Below are 26,572 nucleotides of genomic sequence, written 5' to 3'. Positions count from 1 at the left end.
ATCAAACTCTTCAGTTTAATCTCTGTTTTTGTCGATTTCTCGACAGATCGCTCACTCAAAATACTGACGATTTCTTCTTTCGAAGAAGTTCGTATTTTTTGTGAACATTTGATAATTTAAGCATTCAGCAACCACCGAAGCGGCTGCTGGCACTTTCATCAAACGCCCACACTTATCGACTGTTATTTGTTAAAGAGCTCGAATCTTGTGTTGCCTTGCTGCGTTTCGCGAATCGTTGTGTTCGTCAGCAGCAGAGAAGTGAGATTATGCAGTGTTTCGTTTGCTTCGTCAACCCCTCTTTTTCTGCATCGCAATCGAAGTCATCAACACTTCTCGTCCAACTACTTGATTTCGCTGAACTTTTACTGCGCTGCAGAAGCAGGACGCGCACTATAGCAAAACATCACACCGTTGCGCAAGCCTCGCATGTCGCTCCGCTACCACGGCGCCGGAGGTGCGTCAGCCGTTCAGGCCGAGCAGGTGTCCCAACCGGTTCAGGTCGCCCTCTTCGCGGACGATCTCCGCCATTAGTTCCGGCAGCGGCATGCGCCCCCAGTTGACGGCGCGGCGCAACAGGTACGGCGTCGGGCTGTGCGGCTCGATCCGGCTCAGGTAGTCGGCGATCGCCTCCAGGGTCGCATAGGCTTCCTCGCGGCTGCTCCAGCCGCTCGCCACGACCTGCGGCGCGGCCACGGCCGGCGCCACGCCCTCGGCGACCGGCGGTGCCGGCGCGTCGGCCGCGTCGGCCCGGTCCGGCGGCGTCATCTGCAACAGCACGCGCTCCATCGCACGCAGGGTATCCCGGAGTTTCGACATAGTGGGGGCTTCCATGCCCAGGCGGGCGTCGGTGAAACTGGCGATCGACAGGACGGCGGCCAGGCAGCCGCGCACGAGCTGGGTGGTGCGTTCCACGCCGGCGCGCGGTTCCGCCAGCACGAAGGCAATGATGTCCGCGCGCGTCTGCAGGACCTCGCCCGTCTCTCCCGCCGCCTTGCGCGCCTCCTCCTGCCTGGCCGGCGACAGCTCGTTGGTGGTCATGCGCTCCCAGTCGGCCAGCGTGAAACGGCCGGCGGGACCCGCGCCGCGCCCCAGCACCGGGACGTGCACGCGCAGCGTCGCCGACAGCGACACGTTCATCCATTCCAGCGGCGCCACGCGCAGCTCGGCGTCGCCGTCGTCGTCGAGCTGCGGATGCAGCGTCTCCCAGAAGCGTGCCAGCAGGCGCTCGACCAGCACCAGGCCGCGGAACAGGCCCTCCAGGCCGGACTGGCGGGTCCAGGCTTCCGCCAGCCAGGCGGCGATCTGCAGGTCCTTCGCGTGGCGCGCCAGCGTCGCCTTGCAGCGCGCCTCGATCAGTGGCCAGTCGGCCTTCTTGAGCGGCCGCTCCCACACGCCCATCGGCAGGTTCGGATCGTCTTCCTCGCGCGCCAGCCGGATCTCGGTGAAGATCGGATCGAAGCGGATCGGCGGGCCGGAAGGCGCGTCCTCGCGCAGCGGCTTGACGAGGCCATCGAGTTCGTCGAGCTGCTGGTCGCTCAGCAGCGCGATCGGGGGAGAAAAGTGGAAACCGGTCATGCGACCGCCACGTCCGGCACGGCGGCGCCGGCCACCGCGTCGGCCACCGCGTCGGCGCACGCCGCGGCATCGATCAGCTTTTCCAGCTCGCGGGCCGCGAACTTGGCCGCGACCGGCGACGAGATGCGGTGCAGGTCGACCACGCTGCAGCCGGGCGGGAAGTACACCGCTTCGGACAGCGCCAGCAGCGTGCCGGTGTCGAAGCCGTCGTCGACGGCGTGCATCGCGATGACCGCGTGGTCGGCGCCGTCGTCGAGCAGCGCCTGGAACGGATTCGGCCCGGCAAAGGCGGACGGCCAGCCGTCGTCGATGCAGGGATGCAGGTTGTAGAAGCCGAGGCGCGGGTAGCCGAACAGGCGCGCGTCGTAGCGCTGCCCGAAGGTCGCGGAGATGCACACGTCCGGGCGCCAGTCTTCTTCGTACAGGCGGTAGAACTCGGGCGTCTTCACCTTGCCCTTGTACGCGTCGAGTCCGTACGCCGCCGCCAGGCGCTCGACCATCGTCTCTTCTTCGGGCAGGTGCGGGTAGGACCACACGCGCCGCTCGCGGCTGACGTAGCTCGCCGCGATGTCGTCGGTGGCCACGCCGACGACCTGCACCCGCGCCGCCAGCGGCCCCTTGAGCAGTTCGCTGAGCACGTGGAAGCCGCGGTGGAAGCTGCCGAACACGGCGACGCGCACCGGTCCGGTCTTGTTCTTGTGATGGGGATTTACCATGTCGGTACCTTGACGGGGAATGCGCTGGGCCAGGCCAGCGGGGTGCGCTTGCCCGGCGCGCTCAGCGTCAGGCGAACGAAGACTTTGGCGCGGGCGTCGCGCAGTTGCACGCGGCCGCCCTCCGCCACCTGGTTGGTCGGGAACTCGAAGCGCAGCAGCTGGGCGCGGCCGCCGGAATCGCCGTCGCGGTGGGCCGCGACGAAGCTGAGCAGCGCCCACGGATCGTCGAAGCGGTAGCTGACCGTGCGCCCGTCGACCGCCATGCCCGGCTGCGCCGGATCGGCCTTCGGCACGACCGGACCGTCCTGCGCCAGGCGCAGCGTCAGGCCGACCGGCATGCCGGGCTCCCAGCGCAGCGGGCGCGCCGCGTCGCGCTGGCGCAGCGACTGGCCGCCGACGTTCAGCGTCCATTCGATGATCTTGTTGCCGTCCACCTCGGCGCCCTGGTTGGCGCGGAAATCGACCGCCACGTCCAGGCCCGCCGCCTGCCCGTCCTCGGCCGGATACAGCGGACCGAGCAGGTCGTGCACGGCCTGCATCTGCTCGTCGACCTTGCGCAGGTTGACCGGCGCGGACGGACGGGCCGCATCGCGCCCGCTCGCCTGCGCCGTCGCCGGCACGCGCGCGAACAGCTTGAGCACGTTGCCGACCTCCTCGACGTCGGCGGCCGGCGCCCGCTCGCCCTTCGCCGACGGGTCGAACGACGCGGTGCGGAACGGACTGCGGTTCGACAGGTCGCGATTGAACGCGGTGGCGAAGCGGTTCCAGGCGTCGTCGAAGCCGGCCTGGCTCAGCTCGCGGCAGCGCGTGTACAGGCCGGCCTGCAGCATCTGCATGCGCTCGGCGAACAGGTCGGTGCCGCGGCGCTGGGCGGCGCGCGCGGACAGCTTGTCGAGGCAGTTGCCGCCGTCGATGTCGGCGGCGCCGCCCAGCACGAAGCCTTCCAGCGCCACCAGGCTGCTGGTGGGGCTCTTGAGGCGATAGCGCTGCAGGTCGGCCACGGTGGCCTGCCAGCGCGCGACCAGCGGGTTGCCGGCCTGCGCGCCGCCGATCTGCACCAGCAGCGCTTCGGCGTCCTTGCCGATCGATTCGAGGAAGGACTGCTGCTGCGCGACGTAGCCGCCCAGGCTGGCCGCGTCGGCCGCCCCGAACGCATCCAGCAGCGGCGCCTTCTCGCCCATCCAGCTGCGGAAGGCGCGGTCGCGCGGCACGAACACCTGGGCGCGCGCCAGCGTCTCGTCCAGTACCTGCAGGCGCGCCAGCGCGTCCCTGACCAGCACGCCGTTGAGTTCCTCGGCCGCGCCGCCGGCGCCGATGTCCTCGAGCCAGCCGCGCACGCGCAGCGCGCGGCCGCGCCCGGCCTCCGTCTGCGGCGCCTGGATCTCGCGCGCCGTGACGAAGTACGCCTGCGCGAGCAGGTCGCGCGCCGTCTCCACCAGGCCGGCGTCGGCCGTGGCGGCGGCGCTCGACTGCAGCGGCGCCGGGAACTTCGGCAACAGCTCGGCCTGGAAGCGCTTGCGGGCGTCGCCCAGCGCCAGCGCCTGGTCCAGCCGCGCCGGGTCCCACGAAACCGTGGCGCCGGGCGGCACCTCGGGATAACGCACCTGCGCGTTGAACTTCATGTAGGGCTGGCCGAACAGGCCCATCAGGCCGTCCAGCAGCGCCTTGCGGTCGTCCGAGAACACCCAGGCATGGCTGGTATCCGACCAAGTGATGCCGGACTCCATGCCCTCGATCAGGCGGTCCGACGCCAGCGCGCCTTCCCACGCCGCCTGGAAGTCCAGGAAGCCGGCGGCGGCCTGCTTGCGCGCCTCGTCCGCGGGCGCCTTGCCCAGCAGGGCCAGTTGCTCGGTACGCTGCAGCATGTTCTCCCAGGCGGGACCGAATGCCGGCGTCGTGGCGCGCATCCAGGCGCCCTTCCCGCCCGCCATGTAGCGCTCCTGCGCGCGCAGTCCGGCGCGCAGCTGCTGCCAGGCCTGCAGCGCGGCGGCCGGGTCGGCCGGGCGCGGTCCCGCATCGAGCAGCGCGCGCACGCTCTCGCCGACCTGGCGTTCGGACGCCAGCAAGCCGTTCTCGGCGAACAGGCGGTGCGTGGTCGCGCGCACGGCGAGGCGGTACGAGCAGGCGGCCGCGTCCTGCAGCGGCTCCGCGGTCAGGGACGGCACGGTCTGCGCCACCTGGCGGAACAGCGCCGCGGTGCGCGCAGGGTTGCCGTTCAAGTCCACGCCCAGCAGCATGTGCACGACCAGCGCCAGGTCGTCGCCGGACGCGGGACCCGAGCGCGGCGACTTCAGGCGCAGCATGGCGGCCAGCAGTTGTTCCGTCTGCTCGAGCTGCGCCAGGTACTGCAGCGTGGCGCCGAATTCCGGCAAGTCCTCGACGTTCAGCGCGGCCGCGCCCCCGGTCGTGGCCTGCGCCCAGTTCGGCGGCAGCGTGCATTGCGCGCCGACGATCAGGCTGCCCGTGACCGGGTCGACCGGCACGCCGGTCAGCTGGCTGACGCGGGCGTAGGCGGCGCGGCGCAGCGGATCGAACGCGTTGTCGGCGAAGCCCTTTTCCATGCGCCGCTGCAGGCGGTCGTGCAGGCCGTCGAACCAGGACCACGATCCCGGCATGAAGAACGATCCCAGCCGCGCCGCATCCATGCGTTCGATGGCGCCCAGCGCATCGATGGCGCGCTGGCGCGCCTGCGCGGGGTCCGCGCCGCGGCCGAGCGACGCCTGGCTGGCGCCGGTGTCGCGGTTCAGACGGTCGAGATGGTCGACCATCCGGTCCGACAGCGCGTCCAGCCGCACGGCGCCGACGCCCATGCCGACGATCCAGACGGCCGGCACCGCGACGGCGCCCCAGCGCAGCGCGCGGTTGACGGCCGGACGGCGCAGGCGCTGCGACGACGCCGAGCGCACCAGGCCGGTCTCGGGGAAGATCTTGCGCTCGAAGACGTCGCGCAGGAAGGCCGGCACCGCGCTGCTGTGGCCGGCCTGGCCCGGCGCCAGGATCGCGCCATCCTCGGGCGCCGGCGCCAGCGCGCCGTCCGGCAGCGTCGCCAGCGCATCCGGCGGCAAGGCGCCGGCGGGCGGCGCGTCCAGCGCGAGGCCGTCGCCGCCGAGCAAGCGCGCCGGCGCGTGCTGGCCGGCCGCGCCGGCCAGCACGGCGGCGTCGCTGCAGTCGCCGGTCAGGTAGATCCCGCGCAGCAGGAACGGCTCGTGGTAGGCGCTGGGACGCATCAGTTCATCGGCGAACAGCTTGAGGCCGGCGCGCAGGCGCTCGACCTGCGCGGGCAGCAGGAAGTAGTCGCTGCTGTCCGCCCCGGCCGGCTCCAGCGCGCACAGCTCGGCGCCCGCGTCGGACAGGCTGCGCACGATCTCGTTCATCGCGCTGTCGATCCACTGCGCCTGGAACGGCGCCGACAGTTCGTACGGCGACGACCAGCCGAGCATCGAGCGGCGCAGCGGCTCGGGCAGCGCGGCCGCGAAGCGCGCGAAGCCCGGGATGGTCTCGCAGTCGGCGATGGCGATGTAGATCGGGAAGCGCAGCGCCAGGCGGTTCTGCGCCAGCCACAGGCGGCGGTGGATCGCCTTGGCGCGCGCCACGACGTCGAGCTGCTCCTGCCCGTCGCCATCCAGGAACAGCGCGGCCGGCAGCGCCAGCACGATGCCGTCGAACGGCCGGTCGGGCCGGTAGCTGCGGCACAGGCCCAGGAACGAATCCCAGGTGCTGTTGCTGCCGGCGTCGGCGGGATCGGGCGAGCCGAGGTAGCTGGTCTGCAGCTGGATCGCCACGCCCTGGTCGAAGAAGTTCCAGCTGATGCCCTGGCCGCTGGCGGTCAGCGTGCTGTCCGCGCTCAGCGCGCTGGGCAGGCCGGACTGGATCAGCGGCAGTTCGCGGCCCTGGGTGCCCTCGTTCAGCACCAGCGTCCAGTTCAGGTTGTAGCGTTCGGCGCGCGCGGCCAGGTTGGTCTCGATCAGCTCGACCGCGACCCGGAACGACTGGCGCAGCGAATCGGTGCTGATGCGCCGCTCCTTCGGCGCGGCCGGCTTGTCGGCCTGGCCCGCCCCCTTCATCGCCGCCCATACGACGACGCCCAGCAGCAGCAGGACCAGCAGCGTCAGCGCCAGCAGCGTGACGATCGCGGTGTTGTCGGAAAGGAAGTTCATCAGGCACTCCCCGTCAATGCGCTGCGCAAAGGCCACGACACCCATAGCCAGAGCAGTTCGGAAACGCCGAGCAGCACCAGCATGCCCAGCAGCACCAGCAGCCCGAAGCGGTTCAGGCGCGGCAGCCGTCCGGCGGCCAGGTGCGTCAGCGTGCTGTCGTAGGCCTGGCCCGACAGCGTGCGGTCGCGGCCCTGCAGGTCGGCCGGACGCTGGTACACGAACTGGAACAGCTCGCGCCGGTACTCGGCGATGCGGTCCTGCGGCTGGCCGCGGTAGCGCCCCTGGAATCCCAGCGACAGCAGGTACAGGTACAGCCGCGCCACGTTGCGGCGCGCCGGCTCGCGTTCGCGCAGCAGCTGGTCCAGGTCCTGGAACACGCGGTCGCCGGCATGGCTGGACTTGAACAGCGTCGCCTCGACCAGCACGTGGCCCCAGTAGGCCCGGCCGGCCCAGTCGGTGTTGAGCAGCACTTCGTCGGCGAGCGCCGCCTTGAGGAAGCGGCCCTGGGCGTCGGCATCGGCGCCGCCCTTGCCGCCGCTGCGCCGGGCCTCGAGCGACTGCAGCTCGATCAGCTGGCACAGCTCGCGGCTGAGCGCGTCGGCGGCGCTCCTGGCCTCGTCCTCGCCCAGGCGGCGCACCGCCTGCGCGGCGCGCGCCAGCACATCGTAGAAATCGCGGAACTGGCTCGACGCCAGGTCCACCGCCTCGGCCGCCGTCCCCTGCGCGGCGCGCACGCGTACCTCGTTGCCTTGCTGGCTCATCCCATCACCCCCGCACGAACAGGACGATTTCCTGCGGGCGCCGGGCCTGCAGGCTGTCGTTGGCGTTGCTGACCAGGAGGGCCTGGCCGGCGACGATGAACGCATCCGACGCGTCGACGGCAAACAGCGTGTAGCCGGCGCTGGCGCGCACGCCGAGTTCCGGCGCCTCGTCGATGCGCTGGCGCGGCGCGCCCAGCACGCGGCGGTCGGTCAAGGACGTCCAGATCGTCTGCGAACCGATCACGGCGCCGGCCATCCACTCGGCCGCCTCGCGCTCGGGCTGGCCGCGCAGGCCGAGCACCAGGCGCCGGCCCAGCCATTCCGCTTCCAGCGGCAGGGCGAAGGCACGGCCGTCGAACGCGAACGTGACCGTCTTCCACTCCTGGCTGACCTCGCCCACGAGGGAGACCAGCGCGCCCAGCACGGCGTCGAACTGCGGCGCGCAGTCGTCGTGCTCGTAGGCCGGCGCGAGCGGCGGCACGGCGCCGGGGCGCAGCGTCGCCAGCGGCCCGAGCTGCGCGCACAGGGCCAGGTACAGCGGCAGCGGCTGCACCACGGGGCAACGCAGCACGGCTTCCAGCCACGGCAGGTTCAGCGTCAGGGCGGCCAGGCGCCCTTTCTGTTCCAGCATCGCCAGCCGGTCCTCGGTGCGCGACGACGGGTGCGCGGTCTGGCGCGCCAGGAACAGCGCCTTGCTGCGCATCTGCGCCGCCAGCTGGCGCGCGCGCTGCAGCGGCGGCGCGTCGGCCGGCACGGCCAGCATGGCGGGCAGGTAGGCGCCGCGCCGCACGATCTCGTTGGCCTTGTTGACCGTCAGCAGGCGCAGCGCGTGGTACGCGGCCGGAGGGCGCTTGCCCGCCATCAGGCCGAGGTTGACGGCCATGCGCGGCACGTCGGCCGGCAGCGCCTGCGAGACCTCGTCGGCCACCGGCGCGCTCTCGACGCCGCGGAACATCGCCGGCTGGCCGGGCAGGTTCATCGACCGGGTGATGCCGAGCACGAGCCAGACGTCGACGTCGCGCTGCGCCATGTCGTGCGTCCAGTCGTCGAGGGCCAGGTCGAGCGCGTGGCCCTGGGCCGTCGCGGCGTCGTAGGCGACGGCCATGCCGTCCGGCAGCACCGCCTCCAGGCGCAGCACACGCACCAGGCCGGCGCTGAGCAGGGACTCGTCGAGGACCAGGGCGCGCACGCCCCAGCCGTAGGGGTTGGCGGCCAGGGATTGCCAGGCCAGCAGCGCTTCGAGGCGCGCGCCCTCCTGCTGGAAGTGCTGCGGCGTCAACAGCTGGCCTTCGTGCCACTGGATGCGGTCGGGAAGTAACGTGGTCGTCATTGCTTGGTCGTTTATCTGGCGGCGCCAGGTTTCAGGTCGGTCGCGTCGAACCCCTGCGCACGCAGCTGGATCAGGTAGCCGGGCGTCTCGAGCAGCAGGCGCGCGCGGTGCTCGCCCGGGCTGGCGTAGCCGGCGAAGGCCAGCACGCCCCAGCCGGAGGCGTCCTGCCACGCGGTGCCGGGCACGCGCACGGTCTGCCCCGGCACCAGCTCGAACGAGAGCACGGTGAGGGCATCGGGGAAACTGCGCTTGAGGTCGGCGCGGCTGGCGAACCACTTGGCGGCCGGCATCGCCGCCAGCGCGTCGAGCGCCGCCACGTCGCGCACGAACACGATGTCGAGCGCGACCGCGCTATTGGCGTTGGCGTCCTCGTCGGCGCGCAACACCAGCGACTTCCAGTCCGGGGTGGCGGGCTTCGGGCCGAGGCCCACCATCGACCGGGCGCCGTCGACGGCGCCGGACACGGTCTTGCAGCCGGCCAGGACGGCGGCGGCGCCCAGCGCCAGCAGCGCGCGGCGCGTCGGATCGCAGGTGGGGATCGGTCCCATGTTGTTGTCGTCGATGACCACGTTTCTCACAATGCTCCATGCAGGCCGAACCCCACGCCGGCCGAAAAAATGCTCGCCAGCGCGATGCATACCAGGAAGGACACCGCCACGAGCTGCCGGCGGCTGAAGACGAAACGGATGGTGTCTGGGCGTGTACTGACCAAATCTTGCGCCCGATTAATATACAGTCCCTCCGATACCAGTGCAATCAGGGCGGCCGGGATCAACAGCGAAAGCAGGTTGCGTGCGCCTTCGCACAACACTTCGACCAGCATGAAGACGGGCAGCACCGCCTCCAGCGGCAGTCCGAGCGGCGCCAGCACGAAGCCGCCGAGCGTCACCGAGCGCGCGCCGGCCACGCCGACCGACAACAGCGCGGCCGCGAACGACAGGCAGCAGATCCACAGCACCGTGCCGACGTCCGGCACGGCCCCGTACAGGTTGGCGACGAACAGCGCCAGCACCGCGAAGAACATGGCCTCGCCGGCGCGCAGGAATACCGGGGCGATCGGCCCGCACAGTTCCACCAGGCCGCGGCTGTAGCCCAGCCGTTCGCTCATGCCGGCGATCAGGCCCGGCACGGCGGCCACGGCCAGCGGCGAGAACAGGCACACCGCGATCGGCTCGCGCAGCGCCGTCGCCACCTTCAGCGGCGACGTCTTCAGGCGCCAGGCGATCAGGCCGACGGCCAGCGCACCGACGGCCAGCGCGCCGGCCAGGAACGTCGCCAGGAAGCCCGCCAGCAGCAGGATCGCATCGATGCCGGCGGCGGCCGTCGCGGTGGCGGCCAGCATGAAGGCGGTGACCGGCAGGTAGTGGTTGATGTGGTGCACCAGCGACTCGAGCGCGCGGTAGGCCGCCTCGAGGATCGCGCCCAGCGAGCGCGTCGAACCCGGCGCCTGGGCCGCCACCGCCGCCGCGAAGCACAGCACCCCCACCAGGATCGACGGCAGCGACCCGTGGGCCAGCACGGCGAACAGGTTGTCCGGCACCAGCGTGCCCACTTCCCACGGCAGCGCGGCGGGCGCGTCGGCGCCGTAGCGCGCCATGGTCACGCCGCCCTCGCCGCGCAGCGTCAGGCGGCCGAACGCGGCGGCCTGCGCCGCGTCCATGTGGCTGCCGGCGCCGCCGATGGCGCCGGCAGCGGCGCCGACCAGCGCGCACAGCAGCATGCCCAGCAGCGACAGCGCGAAGATGGCCGCGAGCCGGCGCGCCGCGCCGGGCACGGCGGGCACGCGCTGCAGGCCGAAATAGACCGCGAGGATCACGAACGGCAGCGCGGCCATCTGGATCAGCAGCAGGTACAGCGCGGCGCAGGCGGCGAACACGCCCTCGCCCTGCGGCAGCACGGCGCCCGTCCAGCTGCCCAGCAACACCATCCCGAGCAGCACCGCGGGGTGCTGCAGGATGTCCTTGACCGGGATCGTGGCGGAAGTGGCGCGTCGCAGCATGGCGGTCCTAGAGTTTGACCGGTTCGTCGCAGATCGTGGCGACGGCGGCGCAGCCGGTGACGACGGTGACCGCCGTGCGCGCCATCGCGCACAACGGGTCCACCGCGGCCAGCAGCACGAACACGGCTTCGAACGGCAGCGCCAGGTAGGCCGCGGTCGTGCCGACCAGGGAGACGGTGACGATGCCGGTCATGCCGGCGGAGGCGAAGCCCGACAGGATCGACACCAGCGCCAGCAGCAGCACGTCGCCGGCGCCCAGCGCCCTGCCGTACAGCGCGGCGATGAACAGCGTGCCGCACACGAAGTACGCCACCGAGCCGACGCGCAGCAGCGAGATCGTCAGCGGCACCAGCAGCTCCACGCGCGAGCGCGCGAACTTCAGCCGCCGCGCCAGGCCGTCGATCATGGCCGGCATGCAGGTCGCGCTGTTGCTGGTCGCCACACCCAGCGCGAAGGGTTCGCGCAACGCGCCCAGCACGGCCGGATAGGCCACGCCGGCGCGCCGCGCGATCACCAGCACGCCGACGGTCAGAAGCAGGCCGGACAGGAACAGGAAGGTCGCGACGAAGCCCGCCATCACGCGCAGCGGCTCCAGGCCGCTGTGCGCGATCTGGGCCGCCGCCATGCAGAACAGCACCACGGGCAGCGGCAGGTTGACCCAGCGCGTCAGCGTCTGGCACGCGTGGTAGACGGTGCCGAGCGCCTCGTGCAGGCCGCCGGACAGCCGCGTCGGCACCTGCCCGGCGGCGAAGCCGAACAGCAGCGCGAACACCAGCGCCTTCAGCGTCTCGCCGTTGGCCAGCGCCGCGAAGATGTTCTGCGGGATCAGGGATTCCAGCACCTGGCCGATGGTGCGCACGTGCGGCGCGGCCGGCGGCTCGTGCATTGCCATGCGCGTGTTGCTGCGGTCGCCGTCGGCGTTGACCAGCTTGCCCAGCGCGGCGCGCGTGTCCGCCGACAGGCCGCTGCCGGGGTTGAACAGCAGCGACGTGCTCGTCGACAGCACCGCGGCCGCGATCGAGAACACGACGAAGACGAGCGCCATGCGCTTGAAGATGCGGCTGGCGCCGCCTTCGCGGTACAGGCTCTGCAGGCTGAAGATGACCGCCGAAATCATGAACGGCAGCACGATCATCTTCAGGAGGTCGACATAGACGGCGCCGACCAGGCCGAGCTGCCGCGCCACCGCCGGCACGGCCCAGCCGAAGATGCCGCCGGCGAGCACGCAGGCCAGCACCGTCCACGGGTTGAGCGCCCAGCGCGTGTAGCGCCGCACGGTCTTCGGCAGTTCCGCGGGCAGGCTCATTTGATCGCTTTCAGGACGCTGTTCACGGTCGGCTTGTCGACCCACTGGGCGATGACCTCGTTGACGAACGACAGCAGCGTCGGGTCGCCGATGCCGACCATCATCGCCAGCGGCGACTCCAGGTCCTCGAAGGTCACGGTGCGCAGGCTCAGGGCGAGGCCCGGGTCGTTGCGCACGATCTGCTGGACTTCCAGCTCGTCGCGGTAGGCGGCCACCACGGCGCCGCTGCGGGCCGCGGCGACCACCTCGGGCCAGCTCTTGAAACGCACCAGCTGCGCCTTCGGGAAGTTGCGCCGGCCGAACTCTTCCCACGAGGAGTTCGCGATCACGCCCAGCTTGCCGTCGAAGTTGCGGATCACCTCCTGCAGCGGCCGGTCGCCGGCCAGCGCCGCGAAGCGCACGCGGTTGATCAGGAGCGCATGGCCGAGGCGCATGTAGGTGTTCGAGAAATGGACGTACTGGCCGCGGCGCAGCGTGCGCGCGAGGCGGCTGATGCCGAGGTCGGCGCGGCCGGCGGCCACCGCCTCGGCCACGGCGTCGAACGAGGCCGGGCTGCGGTCGAAGCGCACCCGCACGCCGAGCTCGCGGGCGACGCGCTGCGCCATGTCGACGTCGGTGCCCACCAGCACGCCGTCCTTCACCGAGAAGAACGGCGGATTGTCGTCGGCGACCATGGCGACGACGACCTCGCCGCGGTTGACGATGCGCGCGATGTCCGGCGCGAGCAGGCGGCCGTCGGCCACCTTGACCAGGCGCGCGCGGGCATCCGGGTTGGGCACGGCGTCGTCCGCGCCGGCGCCGGCGCACAGGCACAGCGCGCACCACGCGGCGAGGATCCGCAGCGCCTTCATGGCAGCGCCTTCTTCAGCGGCGCGGCGGCCGCCGCGGCATCCTTGCCCGCGCGCTCGAGCAGGCGCGCGCCCGCCGCCGCCGCCGCGGCATCGGCGGCAGGCGCCGGCGCGGCCATCTGGCGGCCGACCTGGTAGCCCAGCGCGAACAGCAGCACCATCAGGGCGACGCCGCCGAACAGCGCCAGGGCGATCAGGCGCGGGGTCAGGGAAAAACGGTATTCGGTACTCATCGTCGGTCTGGTTCCGCTTGGTTCTCGTTCAGGGGATGGCGACGGTGAACTGGCCGGGCACGTTGACGCCGATGACGCCGCCCCAGTTGCACATCAGTTTCGAGGCGTTGTTCAAGGCCGGCATGTTGCCGACCAGGACGGTCGGCGAGCCGGGGACCCACGGCGCCACCGTCACCGGAATGCACGGCATCGGCGTCAGCACGCCCAGCGCCGCCGCGGTCGCGGCGGCGACCATCGGATTCGCGAGCGACATGCAAGTGCCGAACGGCAGCACGTTCACCAGCGGCTTGTTGTCCATGATGTTCGCGTCGGGCACGCCGGTCAGCGTGCGGTTCAGCGGCAACACCATCAGCGTCCCCGGCGCCGCGCCGAACGTGCATTGCAACATCGCGCCCATGCATACCTGTTGTCCCATCAGCTCCCCCGCACCAGTTTCTGCAGCCGGTCCAGCAGCGCCGGCTCGGCCTCGTCGTTCCCCAGGCGCCGCCCCCTGGCGTCGTAGCGCGCCGGCGCGCCCACCGGCTTGCCCTGGCGGTACATGGTTTCTTCCATCAGCGTCCCGTCGGGCCAGAACCTGCGCAGCGGCCCGTGCAGGAGGTTGGCCTGGTAGACGCACGACTGCACCACCGTGCCCTCGGCGTCGAAGTCGCGCGACTCGCCGTCGAGCAGGTCCGCGCGGTAGTGCGACGTGCGCACGCGGCGGCCTTCGTGGAAGAACTCGGCCGGGCCGTGGATGCGTCCCTGCGCCAGCGTCATCCGGGCCGTCAGGTGGCCGGCCTCGTCGTAGGTCTGCGTGGGCCCCTCGGCCACGCCGTCGGCCATCGTCTGCTGCGAGATGCAGCGCCCGTTGGCATAGACCTGCACGACCCCGTGGGGCCGGCCGCGCCGGAACGGCGCCTTCTGCAGCAGCCGTCCCGCGTCGTCCCACGCGGTCGCGATGCCGTGCATCAGCCCGTCCTCGAAGGTGGCCTGGAACACCATGCGGCCGTCGGCGCCGAACTTCTCCAGCAGGCCGTGCAGCACCGCGCCGCGCATGTGGCAGCGCTGCACCAGCACGCCGGCGTCGTCGTGCTGCTCGATCAGGCGCGGTGCGTCGGCATCCATCAGTTCACCTTCGCCATCGCGCCCTTGAGCGTGAGGATGGCGCCCGCCTCGACGGTGTGCATCGCGTCGGCCTTGCTGTTGATCATGGGCGCCTTGTTGTCGAGCTGGACGCCGCCCTGGTTGACGAGGTTCAGCCCCGCCTTGTTGGTGAGATTGGTGCCCGCCTCGTTCTTCAGGTCCGTGCCCGACTTGGCCGTCAGCGCGGTGCCCGCCTTGACGTCGAAGCTGGTGCCGCTTTCCAGCGCCACGGCGGCGCTGGACTTGAGCGTGATGCCGCCGGTGACCGTGATCGTCAGCTTGCCGTCGATCGTCAGCGCATAGTCGCCCGTGACCTTGTGGGTGAACTTGGCGCCGTTCGTGTGGCTCTCGTCGCCCGTCACGTCGAGCGTGCGCGTGCCCTTCACGTTGTGCGTCTCCTTGCCCTTCTGGACATCCACCGTGCGGTCGCCCTCGGTCAGCGTGTGCGTCTCCGCGCCCTTGGCGATCGTCGTGGTGAGCGCGTTCTCGATCTCGACCAGCATGTCCTTCTGCGCGTGCAGGTACAGCTGCTCGGCGTCCTTCTTGTCCTCGAAGCGCAGTTCGTTGCCCGCGGCGCCGCCCTTGGACGACCAGGTGCGCATCACGGTCTGGGTCTGGTTCGCCGGCAGCGTCACCGGGGTCGTGTTGTCGCCGTTGTACACGCAGCCGGTCACCAGCGGCCGGTCGGGATCGCCGTTCAGGTAGCTGATCACCACTTCCTGGCCGACGCGCGGCAGGAACAGCGCGCCGAAGCCCTTGCCCGCCACCGACTGCGCGACGCGGATGAAGGGGGAGCTCTTGTCGTCCTTGGCGCCGTCGCGGTCCCACGGGAACTGCACCTTGATGCGCCCGTGGCTGTCGGTCCAGATTTCCTCGCCGCTCGGCCCGACCACCAGCGCCGTCTCGCAGCCGCTCGCGCGCGGGCGCGGCGCCTGCAGCGGCGGCCGGAACGGCGCGGTCGCGGGAAACGCCTCGAAGGAATTCGTGTACAGCGCGTCGCGCGCCGTGTGGTGCACGCGGCGCAGCACGTAGGCGGCGTTCAGGCCGGCGACGAAATGGTCCGACAGCGTGAACTGCGTGCCCGCGCTGAACGGATAGCAGAAGCTGTCGCCGCGCAGTACCGCCGCGCCCACCTGGCTGGCCTCCACGCGCAGCTTGGCGATCGCGTTCGCGGCCGCCACCGCCAGGTGGCCGGTACCGAACTCCACCAGCTCGCCCTCGCCCGCGCTGCCCGCATGGGTGCCGGTCAGGTCGGTCGTCGGCTGCTGGAAATCGTAGTCGTTGACGGTGGCCGTCTTCAGCGCGATGGTGTTTTCGTGGGCGAAGCGCGACACGGTGTCGATGGCGTTGTGCATGCCGGTGCGCGGGAAGAAGCGCACGGCGGCCGCGCCCGCGCAGTCGGCGAACGCCGTGTTGGCGTCGGCCAGCACCATCGTGTGCGCACTGCTGGTGAAGGTGAAGAAGTAGCAGATGCCGTGTTGCTCCATCAGCCGGCACACGAAGTCGAACGCCGTCTCGTCGTACTGCACGCAGTATTCGATCGCCGCGTAGGTGCCGCTGGTCTTGTCCTCGAACGGGATCGAGAACGCGCCCAGCACGGCGGCCAGGATTTCGGTGACGGTCTTGTTCTGCCAGATCTTGCGGTCGCGCGACAGGGTCAGCAGCCACAGCATCGGCACCAGTTCCGCCTCGTAGCTCGCGAAGTCGCGCTCGAAGCCGCTCTGGACGAAGCGCGAGACCATGCCCGTGATGTAGCGCGTCGGACCGTCCGGGATCGCCATGGTCACCGTCATCGACTGGCCGACGGCGGTCGCCGCCGCGAGCGCCGTGCTGCCGGAACGCATGTGCAGGTTGAACCGGAACAGTTCGGAAATGCCCTCGCTGCCCTCGACCGCGTCGAGCAGCAGGTCGTTCGCGCCGAACGGCGAGCTCAGGGTCAGGAAGGCGCCGGCCGCCTGTTCGAAGCCGGTCCTCATGCCTGGCCGCGCCCCAGCGGATCGTCGCGGAACGTGAAGCGGAACGCGTCGTCCGGCCCGACCGCCATGTGCACGGCGCAGAACGGCATCTGCATCGCCATGCGTTCCAGCACCAGCGACGACAGGACCGGCAGCACCGTCTGCGTCAGGATGGCGTCGATGTTGCGGGCGCCGCTGTCGACCTCGGTGCAGCGCGCGGTCACCACGTCGGTGACGCGGTCGTCCCAGGTGAAGCGCGCGTGATGGTTCGCGGCGAAGCGCTGCGCCAGCCGGGCCAGCTTGAGGTCGGCGATGCCGCGGATCTGCGCATCGCCCAACGGGTAGTACGGCACCAGCACCAGCCGGCCCAGGAACGCGGGACTGAACTGGCGCAGCAGCGCCGGGCGCAGCGCCTCGACCAGTTGCCCGGCGTCCGGCCGGCGGCCCTGCGCGCAGGCCTGGGTGATGACGTCCTGCGCCGCGTTCGAGGTCAGCAGGATCAGGGTGTTCCGGAAATCGATCGACACGCCCTCGCCGTCTTCCATCGTGCCCTTGTCGAACACCTGGAAGAACAGCTCCAGCACGTCCGGATGCGCCTTTTCCATTTCGTCGAGCAGCACGACGCAGTACGGCCGGCGCCGCACGGCTTCCGTCAGCACGCCGCCCTTGCCGTAGCCGACGTAGCCGGGCGGGGCGCCCTTCAGGCTGGAGATCGAATGCGCCTCCTGGAACTCGGACATGTTGATGACGACGAGGTTCTTCTCGCCGCCGTACAGCGTGTCGGCCAGCGCGATGGCGGTTTCGGTCTTGCCGACGCCGCTCGGCCCGACCAGCATGAACACGCCCACCGGCTTGTCGGGGTCGTCCAGTTCCGCGCGGAAGGTACGCACGCGGCGCGCGATCGCGTCCAGCGCCTGGTCCTGGCCCACCACGCGGTCGGCCAGGTGTTCCTTGAGCTGCAGCACGGTATGGATCTCGTCGGCCATCATCTTGCCGACCGGGATGCCGGTCCAGCCCGAGATCACGTCCGCCACGATGTTCGAATCGACGCAGACCGGCACCAGCGGGTCGTCGTCCTGGATCGTCTCCAGCCCCTTCTGCAGGCGCTGCAGCTGGTCGCCGCGCGTCCGGTACTCGTCGGGGTCGGCGGGCGTGCCGTCGCCCTCGCGCGCGGCGGCGGCGGCGATCTCGCGGCGCAGCGCCACGATCTCGTCGACCGCGCGGCGCTCGTCGGCGAGCTTGTCGCGCAGCTTCGCCTGGCGCTGGCGCAGCGCCGCCAGCTGGCGTTCCAGGCGGGCGATGGCCTCGCCGTGGTCCTCGCCGCGCGCGCGCTTCTGGCGCGCGATGCGCAGCGCTTCCTCGTCCAGCACGATGTCGTGCTCGACGGCCTCGAGCTGCGGCGGCACCCCGGCCTGGCCGATGGCGACGCGGGCGCACGCCGTGTCGAGCACGCTGATCGCCTTGTCGGGCAGCTGGCGACCGGAAATGTAGCGGTGCGACAGGCGCACGGCGTCGACCACGGCGTCGTCCATGATCTCGACCTGGTGATGGCGCTCCAGCGTCGCCACCATGCCGCGCAACATGCCGATCGCCGCGTCGGGCGCCGGCTCCTCCACCTTCACCACCTGGAAGCGGCGCGCCAGCGCCGGATCGCGCTCGACGTATTTCTTGTACTCGGCCCAGGTCGTCGCGGCGATCGTGCGCAGCTCGCCGCGCGCCAGCGCCGGCTTGAGGATGTTGGCCGCGTCGCCCTGCCCTTCGGCGCCGCCGGCGCCGATCAGCTGGTGTGCCTCGTCGATGAACAGGATGACCGGCGTGACGGACGCGCGCACTTCGGCGATCACCGATTTCAGGCGGTTCTCGAACTCGCCCTTGACGCCGGCGCCGGCCTGCAGCAGCGCCAGGTCGAGCGAGCGCACCACGGCGTTCGCCAGCGCCGGCGGCACCAGGCCCTGCGCGATGCGCTGGGCGAAGCCCTCGACGACGGCGGTCTTGCCGACCCCCGCCTCGCCGGTGAGGATCGGGTTGTTCTGGCGGCGGCGCAGCAGGATGTCGACGATCTGGCGGATTTCCGGATCGCGGCCGCGGATCGGGTCGATGCGGCCGGCGCGCGCCTGTTCCGTCAGGTCCACCGTGTACTGGTCGAGCGCGGGCGTGCGGCCGGCCCCCTGCGCCGGCGCCGGCGCGATGCCCGGCGCGGCCGGCATCCCGGCCCCGGCCTCCTCGGACGCCGCCGCCAGCAGGCCGGGCAGCTCCCGCCTCAGCGCCTCGCGCGGGATCTGGAGCAGCGCCGGCGCGGTCTCCAGCAGCACGCCGCGCAGCGCGTCGACTTCGAGCAGCGCCAGCAGGATGGTGCCGGAGCGCACCTGCTGGGTGCCCAGCAGGTGCGCGCCGAGCATCCAGGCTTCCTGGAACAGGGGCACGAAGTGCGACGACAACGCCGGCGTGCGGGTGTTGCCGCGCTTGAAGCCGTCCAGGCTCGCCTGCAGCTGCGCCAGCACGGCGGCGGTATGGATGTCGAAGCGTTCCAGCAGCAGCACCAGGTCCGGGGCGCGACCGTCGAGCAGCACCAGCAGCAGGTGTTCCAGCTCGACGTTGAACTGGGTCTGCTTGACGCACAGTTCGGCCGCCTGGCCCATGGCGCGCTTGCACTCCGGGTTCAGCTTCGCCAGCAGCGTACGGATATCGATGTCCATGCGTCAGGTCCTCGCGCCGGCGTCGACCGGCAGGGTCAGGCGGGCCGGCTGGTAGGCGGCCGCGCGCGGGCCGGCGCCCGGACTGCACAGCCAGGTGCTCAGGCCGAGGCGCGGGGCCAGCGGCGTCGCGTCGCCGAGGCGCGTGGCCGGCCGCGACGCGAGTTCCAGCCGCAACTGGACGCCGGCGTCCTGCTGCAGGTGGCGGCCCGCCAGCCAGCCGAGCAGCGCGTGGTCCTTGCCGCCGGGGAGCAACGCGGCATAGCGCGCGGGCGCCAGCGGCGGCGCATCGAGCGCGATGCCGCCGCCCTGGTCCCAGGCGCGCGCGCCCAGCGTGGTGCCGACGCCCAGGCGCGACGCCGGGCCGGCCGGCCGGCCAGGACTCGCCAGCCGGGCGCGGTCGCACGGCGCCAGCGGATGCCAGCCGCCGACGAACTGCTTGCCGCCGAAACGCACGCCGGTGCGGTCGCGCACCACGGCCAGCAGCGAGGTCATCGAGCGCGGCGCCGCGCCCTGCACCGCGGCGTGGCGCAGCCACGCCTGTTCGCCGTGCGGTCCGCGCACGCCTTCGGCGCGGCCGAGGCTCGCCAGCGCGTCGAGCATGCGCACCAGCGGCGCGGCATCGATGGCGTCGGCGGCCAGCGCCACATGGTGCTTGCGCCGGCTGCGGTACAGGAAACCCAGCAAACGCGCATTGAAGATGTCGAGGAAGTCCAGGCCGCTCGCGTCGCGCAGCCGGCGCCGTTCCAGCAGCGCTTCGGTGAATGGCGCCGGCAGCGGCCCGTGGGCGCCGGCCAGCGACAGCACGGGCGAGCGCAGCGTCAGCGCCGGCCCGGGCCGGCCGCTCTCGTCGAGCGCGGCGATGTCGCTGGCGGCGAAGCCCTGGCTCACCTGCGCGGCCAGGCGCACGCTTTCGTCCAGGCCGAGTCCGGCACCGACCGGCGCGCGCTCCGGCGCGCTGCGCTCGAGCAGGCTGATCGCCTGGAACAGGTCGAAGTCGTGCGGCGCGTCCCGCAGTTGCGCGATCAGGTCAGGCATTGTCGTCCGCTCATGGCCGGCCATTGCATCCACAGTTCGCCGTTGCGCACCACGCGCAGCCGCACGAAGGAATTGACCGACGTGTACAGCGCGAAGAAGCGCGACAGCACGCCCGCCAGCACCAGCGGCGAGGTGCCGATGAAGGCGTCGGCGTCGAACTCGAGTTCGATGTCGGTGCCGCGGCAATGGCCGCGCCAGACGTCGCGGCCGACGCGCGCCGTCGCCGGGGTGGCGGCCATGCGCTTGATGCCGCGCACCTGGGCCTGGTCGCGCGCGCTGTCGCCGGCGAACAGCAGCAGCATCTGCTGCAGCGTCTGCACCCCCGTCGTGCCGTCCACCAGCGAGCGGTGGTTCAGGCGCAGCAGCGCGACCAGCGACCACAACGCGCGCGCCTCCAGCGCCGGCGGCCGTTGCCGGCTGGGCTGGTACAGGGCATGGATGCCGGTCGAGGTCGGGATGCCCTCGCCGTAGAAGCGCGTGCCGGGACCGACCTGCTCGGCCAGGTTGCGGTTGGTGCACAGCAGGTGTGCGTACACCACCGGCTGGTCGGGCACGGCGTGCACGTTCGCGCGGTCCACGAAGCTCAGGTAGGCGTCGGTGCCGCCGATGCCCTTGCGCAGGCTCGTCTCGCGGCGCAGCGACCAGAACACGCCGGCCCCGTCCGCCTCTTCCGGCGTCGATTCGGCGAACACGCTGGGGATCGCCAGCGCCCGGTCGGCGCGCGGGTCCGAGGCCGTCACCGCGACCACCGAATGCACCTCGGTCGTGGCGTCACGCTGGTAGTCGGGCACCAGCAGGTATTCGTACTGGCGCCGGTCCATGCGGATCGGCTCGCCAGTCAGGCGGAACAGGTTCACCGCCGGCGTGCAGCCGAGCAGGAAGGTGTCGCGGCCGACCTGCGACAGCACCGGGGCGCTGCGGTCGAACACGAAGCGCACCGCGAAGCGCGGGCCGGTGCCCAGGCGGCCGCGCAGGCCCTTGAGGTCGAAGAACTGGAACTTGCGCGGGAACGCGAAGTATTCCTGCAGCAGCGCGTACGCCGGATGCGCGTGGGTCGGCTGCGCGAGGATGGCTTCGTCCTCGGCGAACCCGACTTCCGCCAGGCTGCCCGGCCCGAGCCGGTGCACGCGGCCGTCGCCGCCCAGCAGGTCGATGCGTTCCAGGCCGCTGACCAGCAGCTCGTGCAGCGGCATCGTCGTCATCAGGTCGCCGCCCAGGTGCAGGCGCAGCGTCTCCAGTTCCAGCTCGCCGACGTCGACGCCGCCTTCGCAGGCGAAGTCCAGCCGCAGCGTGCGGGCGTCCTCCAGCTTTGCCGCCGCCACCCGCAGCGGCCACAGCGTCGTGCCGGCGGCGACCTGGAAGCGGCAGTTCTCGCCGCCCGCGGCCGTGGTCGAGAGCATGGTGCCCCGCGCCACCGGCATGCCGGCCATGACCTTGCCCTTGGACGCGTCGAGCGTCATCTGCACGACCGTCATCGCGGGCACCGGCTGGGTCAGGCTGGGGCAGAGATTGTCCAGCAACGCGCCGGCGATGGTGGGGAAATCGCGGTCGAGGTCGCGGTGCACGCGCGCGGTCAGGAACGCCACCGATTCGATCAGGCGCTCGGTGTGCGGGTCGGCCGACTCGCCGCCGCTGAGCACGAGGCGCTGCGCCACCTTCGGGTAGCGCGCGGCGAAGTCGGCCGATTGCGTGCGCAGGTAGGCCAGCTCGCGCCGGTAGTAGTCGAGCAGGTCGTCGCTCACGCCGCGACCTTCATCATGGCCACGCGCGCGTCCAGCGCGACCTCGAAATCGACGCGGCACAGCTGCTCGCCGAGCCGCACGGCGGCGACGATGGCCGCGCGCGCGGCCGTCGGCCGCGCCGGATCCGGCCGCACGGTCACGCGCACGTGCGCCAGGCGCGGTTCGTACAGGGCGATGCCGCGCTCGATCACGCGGCTCCAGGCCAGCAGGTCCTGGTCGGACTGCGCCGACAGCGTGAGCGTGTCGGGCAGGCCGTAGTCGAGCACCGTGGGATCGCCCGTCAGGAATTCCTGCACCGTCATCGCATTGCGCACGTTGAACAGCCGCTGCAGGTCGCGCTCCAGCGATTGCTGCAACCCGGCGCCGTCCAGCAGCCTGCCGTCGAACGAGGCGGGATCGCCGCCGGCGAGGCGGTCGAAGAACGGAACCAGCGATGCGGTGAGGGTTTTCGCCATGGATGAACAGGGATACCGGTGAAACCTGAAGGCGGGCCGCGCGCGGCCCGCCGCGCGGCATCAATCCGACTTCATCGTCTCCAGGTTCCAGTTCCAGGTGCCCGTGCCCTTCGCGGTCGAATCCGACTGCTGCTGGGTGTAGTCGCACTTGATCTTGGTGAACGAGATCGTGAACGAATCGGACGGGATGCCGCCGCCGCCGGACGTCGAGATGCTCGAGATCATGGCGTTGGTCATCTCGTACTTGAAGAAGCTCATGTACTTGCCGTTTTCGACGCGTCCCACGTGCAGGGTCGCGGTGCCGATCTTGGTACCCTGGGTGCAGGCCTTGTACAGCTCGGTGGTCGACAGGTCCGACATCTTCGAGAAGCTCAGCTCCGAGAAGACCGGACGGCCGGCGGTGCGCTCGGTATTGGCCGAGTCCATTTGCATCGGGATCGAGGCGCTGTGCGAGTACGACAGCACGATGATCTTGCCCACATAGCCGGTGACCTGGCAGTTGCCGACGATGGTCGTGCCGAGGTCCAGGATGAGTACGTCAGACATGGTTTACTCCAGAAATTGGTGGCGGCCGGCCGCCGCGCTGCGCGGCGGGCCGGCACGGGGTGAATCGAAAGCGCTCAGCCGGCGGCGGCCGGCAGTTCGGCCACGAGGCGGATCGACGCCGTCAGCTCTTCCATCTGGAAGTGCGGACGCAGGAACACGGTCGCCGAGTACACGCCCGGCTTGCCGGCCACCTCGGTCACGTCCACGCGGCCTTCGGCCAGCGGGAAGCGCGCCTTCTCGCCCTGCGTGGCGTTCGGGCTCAGCAGCACGTAGCCGCTCAGCCAGCTGTTCAGGTAGTCCTGCACCGACTGGCGGGTCTGGAAACTGCCCACCTTGTCGCGCATAATGACCTTGATGTAGTGGGCGAAGCGCGACGCCGCGAGCACGTACGGCAGGCGCGAGGACAGCGCCGCGTTAGCGTTGGCCGCGTCCAGGTTGTAGACCTTCGGCTTGTTCACGGTCTGGCCGCCGAAGAACGCGGCGAAGTCCGAACCCTTCGCGTTGACGGCCGCGATGAAGCCCAGGTCGTTCAGCTCCTTTTCGCGGCGGTCGGTGATCGCCACCTCGGTCGGGCACTTCAGCGCCACGTCGCCTTCGTCGGTCTTGAAGGTGTGGGCGGTCATGCCCGAGATCTTGCCCCCGCCTTCCACGCCGCGGATCGCGGTGGTCCAGCTGTGCTTGGCGAACGCATCGGTGATGCGCAGGCCGAGCTGGTAGGCGGAGTTGGCCCACAGGTACTTGCCGTGGTCGCGGCCGTCGACGTCTTCCTCGAACGAGAAGCTCTCGACCGGCACGGTCTTGGCGCCGTACGGCAGGCGCGCGACGTAGCGCGGCAGCACCATCGCCACGTAGCGCGAGTCTTCCGACTCGCGGAAGCCGCGCCAGGTGGCCATCTCGGCGCTCTCGAAGATCTTCGACATGTCGCGCGGCACGCCCAGCTCGGTGAATTCGGCCATGTCGAACAGCGACGGCGCGGCGGCGGTGACGAACGGCGCGTGCGCGGCGGCGGCGACCTTCGACAGGCGCTGCAGCAGGGCCATGTCCTGGGGATGGCGACCGAAGTAGTAGTCGCCGATCAGCAGCGAGTACGGATGGCCGCCGAAGGTGCCGTATTCCTCTTCGTAGACCTTCTTGAACAGCACGCTCATGTCGTGGTCGACGGCGCCTTCCAGGTCCTTCAGCAGTTCCTTCTTCGACACGTTCAGCAGGCGCAGCTTGAGGTTGGTGCCGGTCTCGGTGCCGTAGACCATGTCGTGCAGGCTGCGCCAGGACGCTTCCAGCTTCTGGAATTCCGGGTCGTGCATGATCGCGTTGAGCTGCTCCGTCAGGATCTTGTCGATCTCGGCGACGCGCTCGTTGATGGTGGCGACGACGCCCTTGTTCGGCGCCGTCTTCATGCCTTCGTCGAGCACCTGGGTCGCGAACTGGCCCAGCAGTTTCTTCGCGTAGGCGCCCTGGGACGGCTCGACGGCCATCTTGCCTTCCTGGACGATGCGGTCCAGCAGGTCGAGGTCGCCGGCGGTCGCCGACGCGGTCGCACCGGCGTGCGCGGATTGGGTGGTAGCCATGATGTGAACTCTCGGTAGAAGTAGGGGATCAGGTCGGCGATGCGTCCGGCTCGGCGTCCGGCGCGGCGGCAGCGTCTTCCGGCGCGGCGGCGGCGGCGATGACGGCCGCGGCGGCGGCGGCGGCCGCAGGTCCCTGCTCCTTCAGTTGCTTGAGCTCGTTCGTGTTCTGGATGATGTTCTCGAGCAGCGCGTCGAGTTCGTCATTGCCGTCCAGCTTGCCCAGCAGGTCGCGCAGTTGCTGGCGCGCTTCCAGCAGCTTGGCCAGGCGCGGCACCTGCGCGACGATGGCTTCCGGGTGGAAGTGCCCGAACTCGGTGAAGTTCAGCTCGACCTTCAGGTTGCCCTCGCCCTTGAGCGTGTCCGGGACCGTCAGGTCGAGGCGCGGCGCGATGTTGGCCATGACTTCGTTGAAGTTGTCGCGGTCGATGTCGATCAGGCGGCGCGCCTTCAGCTTCGGCGGCGGCACCAGGGGCTGGCCGGACAGGTCGGCCAGCAGGCCGACGACCAGTGGCAGCTCTTTTTTCTCGATGGCGTCGCCGATTTCGACGTCATAGGTGATCTGGACGCGCGGCGGACGGTTCCGTCCGACCCACTTTTGCAAACTATCTGACATTACAACCCCTCGCTGAGTGACAAGCTGCCGACGATCGCAGGTCCCGACGACCAGGTCTTACATCCCGCACCCCGTTCGACCGACCTGCTCCTGAGTATTCAGAACATCATTTCCTACAATCACCGAAGCATAGTGTGGAATAACAGACCTCAACAAGTATTTTTGCATTACGAAAAAAATATTTTATTTCGGTATTTTTTTTGCCACAGCCCCCTATACAAGATGCTGATTTTCGGTAAGTAAATGTAGGAGAACGCCCACCTGGCGACTAGCCGAACGGGAACATCCGCTTGATCTTCGCGAGCAAGGTGCCCCAGCGGGCCGTCCTGGCGGGCGCCGGGTGCGTGTCGGCGGGCGCCGCCGCCACACCGGGGCGGGCCGTGGCCTCGGGGTCCGTCGATGGCGCGGAGGCGTCGGTGGCCATGCCACCCGCCGGGCCGGGTTGCACGGCGCCGGCGATGTCGGCTGACGCGCCGCCGGCCGGCTGCGCATGGACGGCGCCAGCCTGCCGCGCGGTCGCTGCCGACGCGGCGATCCCGTCGGCATCGCCGGCGCTGCCGGCGTCCCGTGGCGCCATGTCCGGCTCGCCAGCCACGCCGGCCGCATCGCCGCCGCCGGCGCCCCTGTCTGCGCCCGGCGCCGCCGGCACGGCCGTGTCCGTCGGTCGGGCCGATGCTGGCGCTGCGCCGCCGGCGCAGGCGGCGGTAACGGGATCGTCCTGCCCGGCGCCGGCCGGCGCGTCCGACGCGGCGCTCGCGGGGTTTGGCTGGCGCGCGGGCCCGGTCGCGGCGTCCTGCGTCGTCGTGCCGCGGCCCGCATCGCCTACGGTGTCCGCAGGCGACGGCGCAGCGGCGTCCGCCCGAGCGCCCGCCCGCGTGCCCAACGTCGCGTGCGTCACAACGTCCGGAGCGCCGTCGGCAGCGTATGCCGTTCCAGCGGGAGGCGCGGCGCCGGCGGCGTCGTCCGCGTGATTGCCGGCTGCCGCCGGTACGGCGTCGGACGCGGCCCCCTGGCGCGCATCGCCCGCCCCCACGTCGTCGTCGTCGCGGATGGCAGCGGAGGATGCGCCGTCCGCACCCTGCTGCGCGCTCTCCACGGCCGCGGGGGCGGACGCGACGCCGTCCGTGTCCGCCGGCGCGCCGTCGTCCGGCTCCCGATGAGGCCGTTGCGCCCCCGCCTCGTCCGCGGAAGCCGCGCCGGCATCGCCTGCGCCCTCCGTGGCCCGTAACGGTGGGGCGCCGGGCGCGACGTCCACCGGCGCGCCGTCCGGCTGCGCCGCCACGGCAGCGGGCGCGGGCTCCGGGGCCGGGCCGCCCCGTCCCACGTCGTCGCCGTCCGTCGTGGCAGCCGGGGACGGGCCGTCCGCAGCCGGCTGCATCCCCTCCGCGGCCGCAGGCGCCGCCGCGACGCCGTCCGCGTTTGCCGGGGTGCGGTCGTCCCGCGCCTCGGGCGCCGCTCGTCCCGCCCCCTCGTCCGCGGGCGCAGCACCGGCATCGTCCGCGTCGTCCGCGGCCGGTGACGGCGCATCGCCGGACCCGGCCGGATCGGCGGACGCCGCGTCCACCGCCACGGCACCGGGCGCAGGCTGCGGGGACGCGTCCAGCCGCGCAGCCTCGCCGTCCATCGTGGCGCCGGAGGACGGGCCATCCGCCACCGGTTGCGCCCCGGCCGCGGGCGCCGACGCCACGCCGTCCGCGCCTGCCGGCGTGCCGTCGCCCGGTTCCTCTTGCGCGCGGCGCGCAAACGCGCCGTCCGCGGATGCGGCGCCGGGATCGTCCGCGTCGTTCGTGGCCGGTGACGGCGTCGCGCCGGACGCGGCGCCCACCGGTGCGCCGCCCGGCTGCGCCGCTGCGGCATCGGGGGCCGGTTGCGTGGCCGGATCGTCCTGGCGCGCGGCATCGTCATGCGTCGCGGC

At 71.2% G+C, this 26,572-nt stretch carries 20 protein-coding genes and 1 pseudogene; all 21 read right to left on the bottom strand.

Annotated elements, in window-relative coordinates:
* Positions 1-459: 459 nt before the first annotated feature.
* Positions 460-1,575 carry a type VI secretion system protein TssA gene (gene tssA / locus QZ749_RS14095; protein ID WP_296948017.1) on the bottom strand — a complete coding sequence of 372 codons (1,116 nt, stop codon included), beginning with the start codon at positions 1,573-1,575 and terminating at the stop codon, positions 460-462.
* Positions 1,572-2,291, bottom strand: a complete 720-nt coding sequence (locus tag QZ749_RS14090; RefSeq protein WP_296948015.1) for a formyltransferase family protein — start codon at positions 2,289-2,291, stop codon at positions 1,572-1,574. The genes tssA and QZ749_RS14090 overlap by 4 nt, the downstream gene beginning before the upstream one ends.
* On the bottom strand, positions 2,285-6,448 hold the full coding sequence (locus tag QZ749_RS14085; RefSeq protein WP_296948013.1) for a type VI secretion system protein: 4,164 nt from the start codon (positions 6,446-6,448) through the stop codon (positions 2,285-2,287). Before QZ749_RS14085 ends, QZ749_RS14090 begins: the two co-directional genes overlap by 7 nt.
* Positions 6,448-7,209: a DotU family type IV/VI secretion system protein gene (locus tag QZ749_RS14080; RefSeq protein WP_296948012.1), complete on the bottom strand. Its 762-nt coding sequence runs from the start codon at positions 7,207-7,209 to the stop codon at positions 6,448-6,450. The genes QZ749_RS14085 and QZ749_RS14080 overlap by 1 nt, the downstream gene beginning before the upstream one ends.
* Positions 7,210-7,213: 4 nt before the next feature.
* Entirely contained in the window at positions 7,214-8,539 is a 1,326-nt protein-coding gene (tssK, locus tag QZ749_RS14075; RefSeq protein ID WP_296948010.1) for a type VI secretion system baseplate subunit TssK, read from the bottom strand.
* Positions 8,540-8,550: 11 nt separating this feature from the next.
* Positions 8,551-9,117, bottom strand: coding sequence for a hypothetical protein (locus QZ749_RS14070; RefSeq protein WP_296948007.1), 567 nt, complete (start codon positions 9,115-9,117; stop codon positions 8,551-8,553).
* Positions 9,114-10,538 carry a cation:dicarboxylate symporter family transporter gene (locus QZ749_RS14065; RefSeq protein ID WP_296948004.1) on the bottom strand — a complete coding sequence of 475 codons (1,425 nt, stop codon included), beginning with the start codon at positions 10,536-10,538 and terminating at the stop codon, positions 9,114-9,116. Before QZ749_RS14065 ends, QZ749_RS14070 begins: the two co-directional genes overlap by 4 nt.
* A gap of 7 nt (positions 10,539-10,545) precedes the next feature.
* Positions 10,546-11,844, bottom strand: a complete 1,299-nt coding sequence (locus QZ749_RS14060) for a dicarboxylate/amino acid:cation symporter (RefSeq protein ID WP_296948001.1) — start codon at positions 11,842-11,844, stop codon at positions 10,546-10,548.
* Positions 11,841-12,695 carry an ABC transporter substrate-binding protein gene (locus QZ749_RS14055; protein WP_296947998.1) on the bottom strand — a complete coding sequence of 285 codons (855 nt, stop codon included), beginning with the start codon at positions 12,693-12,695 and terminating at the stop codon, positions 11,841-11,843. Before QZ749_RS14055 ends, QZ749_RS14060 begins: the two co-directional genes overlap by 4 nt.
* Complete coding sequence (locus QZ749_RS14050) at positions 12,692-12,925, bottom strand: hypothetical protein (RefSeq protein WP_296947996.1); 234 nt, start codon at positions 12,923-12,925, stop codon at positions 12,692-12,694. The genes QZ749_RS14055 and QZ749_RS14050 overlap by 4 nt, the downstream gene beginning before the upstream one ends.
* A 28-nt stretch (positions 12,926-12,953) precedes the next feature.
* Positions 12,954-13,340: a DUF4280 domain-containing protein gene (locus tag QZ749_RS14045; protein WP_296947993.1), complete on the bottom strand. Its 387-nt coding sequence runs from the start codon at positions 13,338-13,340 to the stop codon at positions 12,954-12,956.
* Positions 13,340-14,029, bottom strand: a complete 690-nt coding sequence (locus QZ749_RS14040; protein ID WP_296947991.1) for a toxin-antitoxin system YwqK family antitoxin — start codon at positions 14,027-14,029, stop codon at positions 13,340-13,342. Before QZ749_RS14040 ends, QZ749_RS14045 begins: the two co-directional genes overlap by 1 nt.
* A complete protein-coding gene (locus tag QZ749_RS14035; RefSeq protein ID WP_296947989.1) occupies positions 14,029-16,023 on the bottom strand; it encodes a type VI secretion system Vgr family protein in 1,995 nt (664 codons plus the stop codon). The genes QZ749_RS14040 and QZ749_RS14035 overlap by 1 nt, the downstream gene beginning before the upstream one ends.
* Positions 16,020-18,698: a type VI secretion system ATPase TssH gene (tssH, locus tag QZ749_RS14030; RefSeq protein WP_296947987.1), complete on the bottom strand. Its 2,679-nt coding sequence runs from the start codon at positions 18,696-18,698 to the stop codon at positions 16,020-16,022. The genes QZ749_RS14035 and tssH overlap by 4 nt, the downstream gene beginning before the upstream one ends.
* Before the next feature lie 3 nt (positions 18,699-18,701).
* Positions 18,702-19,733, bottom strand: coding sequence for a type VI secretion system baseplate subunit TssG (gene tssG, locus QZ749_RS14025; protein ID WP_296947984.1), 1,032 nt, complete (start codon positions 19,731-19,733; stop codon positions 18,702-18,704).
* Positions 19,721-21,475 carry a type VI secretion system baseplate subunit TssF gene (tssF, locus tag QZ749_RS14020; RefSeq protein WP_296947982.1) on the bottom strand — a complete coding sequence of 585 codons (1,755 nt, stop codon included), beginning with the start codon at positions 21,473-21,475 and terminating at the stop codon, positions 19,721-19,723. The genes tssG and tssF overlap by 13 nt, the downstream gene beginning before the upstream one ends.
* Entirely contained in the window at positions 21,472-21,930 is a 459-nt protein-coding gene (gene tssE, locus QZ749_RS14015) for a type VI secretion system baseplate subunit TssE (protein ID WP_296947980.1), read from the bottom strand. The genes tssF and tssE overlap by 4 nt, the downstream gene beginning before the upstream one ends.
* Before the next feature lie 60 nt (positions 21,931-21,990).
* Complete coding sequence (locus tag QZ749_RS14010) at positions 21,991-22,476, bottom strand: type VI secretion system tube protein Hcp (RefSeq protein ID WP_296947977.1); 486 nt, start codon at positions 22,474-22,476, stop codon at positions 21,991-21,993.
* Positions 22,477-22,550: 74 nt separating this feature from the next.
* Positions 22,551-24,044 carry a type VI secretion system contractile sheath large subunit gene (gene tssC / locus QZ749_RS14005; RefSeq protein WP_296947974.1) on the bottom strand — a complete coding sequence of 498 codons (1,494 nt, stop codon included), beginning with the start codon at positions 24,042-24,044 and terminating at the stop codon, positions 22,551-22,553.
* A gap of 28 nt (positions 24,045-24,072) precedes the next feature.
* On the bottom strand, positions 24,073-24,657 hold the full coding sequence (gene tssB / locus QZ749_RS14000) for a type VI secretion system contractile sheath small subunit (protein WP_296947971.1): 585 nt from the start codon (positions 24,655-24,657) through the stop codon (positions 24,073-24,075).
* 268 nt (positions 24,658-24,925) lie between these two features.
* A pseudogene (locus tag QZ749_RS13995) lies at positions 24,926-26,572 on the bottom strand (hypothetical protein); the annotation flags it as partial.

This window comes from uncultured Massilia sp., assembly GCF_913773735.1.
In the GTDB taxonomy this organism is placed as follows: domain Bacteria; phylum Pseudomonadota; class Gammaproteobacteria; order Burkholderiales; family Burkholderiaceae_D; genus Telluria.
This window is presented reverse-complemented; position numbering and strand designations above follow the sequence as displayed.

Bases quoted from the DNA above. Each gene is read 5' to 3' on its own strand.
- tssE (WP_296947980.1), bottom strand. From the start codon at position 21,930: ATGGCGAAAACCCTCACCGCATCGCTGGTTCCGTTCTTCGACCGCCTC.
- QZ749_RS14035 (WP_296947989.1), bottom strand. From the start codon at position 16,023: ATGAGGACCGGCTTCGAACAGGCGGCCGGCGCCTTCCTGACCCTGAGC.
- QZ749_RS14045 (WP_296947993.1), bottom strand. From the start codon at position 13,340: ATGGGACAACAGGTATGCATGGGCGCGATGTTGCAATGCACGTTCGGC.
- tssC (WP_296947974.1), bottom strand. From the start codon at position 24,044: ATGGCTACCACCCAATCCGCGCACGCCGGTGCGACCGCGTCGGCGACC.
- QZ749_RS14090 (WP_296948015.1), bottom strand. From the start codon at position 2,291: ATGGTAAATCCCCATCACAAGAACAAGACCGGACCGGTGCGCGTCGCC.
- QZ749_RS14085 (WP_296948013.1), bottom strand. From the start codon at position 6,448: ATGAACTTCCTTTCCGACAACACCGCGATCGTCACGCTGCTGGCGCTG.
- tssG (WP_296947984.1), bottom strand. From the start codon at position 19,733: ATGCCTGACCTGATCGCGCAACTGCGGGACGCGCCGCACGACTTCGAC.
- tssH (WP_296947987.1), bottom strand. From the start codon at position 18,698: ATGGACATCGATATCCGTACGCTGCTGGCGAAGCTGAACCCGGAGTGC.
- QZ749_RS14060 (WP_296948001.1), bottom strand. From the start codon at position 11,844: ATGAGCCTGCCCGCGGAACTGCCGAAGACCGTGCGGCGCTACACGCGC.
- tssK (WP_296948010.1), bottom strand. From the start codon at position 8,539: ATGACGACCACGTTACTTCCCGACCGCATCCAGTGGCACGAAGGCCAG.
- QZ749_RS14050 (WP_296947996.1), bottom strand. From the start codon at position 12,925: ATGAGTACCGAATACCGTTTTTCCCTGACCCCGCGCCTGATCGCCCTG.
- QZ749_RS14040 (WP_296947991.1), bottom strand. From the start codon at position 14,029: ATGGATGCCGACGCACCGCGCCTGATCGAGCAGCACGACGACGCCGGC.
- QZ749_RS14010 (WP_296947977.1), bottom strand. From the start codon at position 22,476: ATGTCTGACGTACTCATCCTGGACCTCGGCACGACCATCGTCGGCAAC.
- QZ749_RS14055 (WP_296947998.1), bottom strand. From the start codon at position 12,695: ATGAAGGCGCTGCGGATCCTCGCCGCGTGGTGCGCGCTGTGCCTGTGC.
- tssB (WP_296947971.1), bottom strand. From the start codon at position 24,657: ATGTCAGATAGTTTGCAAAAGTGGGTCGGACGGAACCGTCCGCCGCGC.
- QZ749_RS14080 (WP_296948012.1), bottom strand. From the start codon at position 7,209: ATGAGCCAGCAAGGCAACGAGGTACGCGTGCGCGCCGCGCAGGGGACG.
- tssA (WP_296948017.1), bottom strand. From the start codon at position 1,575: ATGACCGGTTTCCACTTTTCTCCCCCGATCGCGCTGCTGAGCGACCAG.
- QZ749_RS14065 (WP_296948004.1), bottom strand. From the start codon at position 10,538: ATGCTGCGACGCGCCACTTCCGCCACGATCCCGGTCAAGGACATCCTG.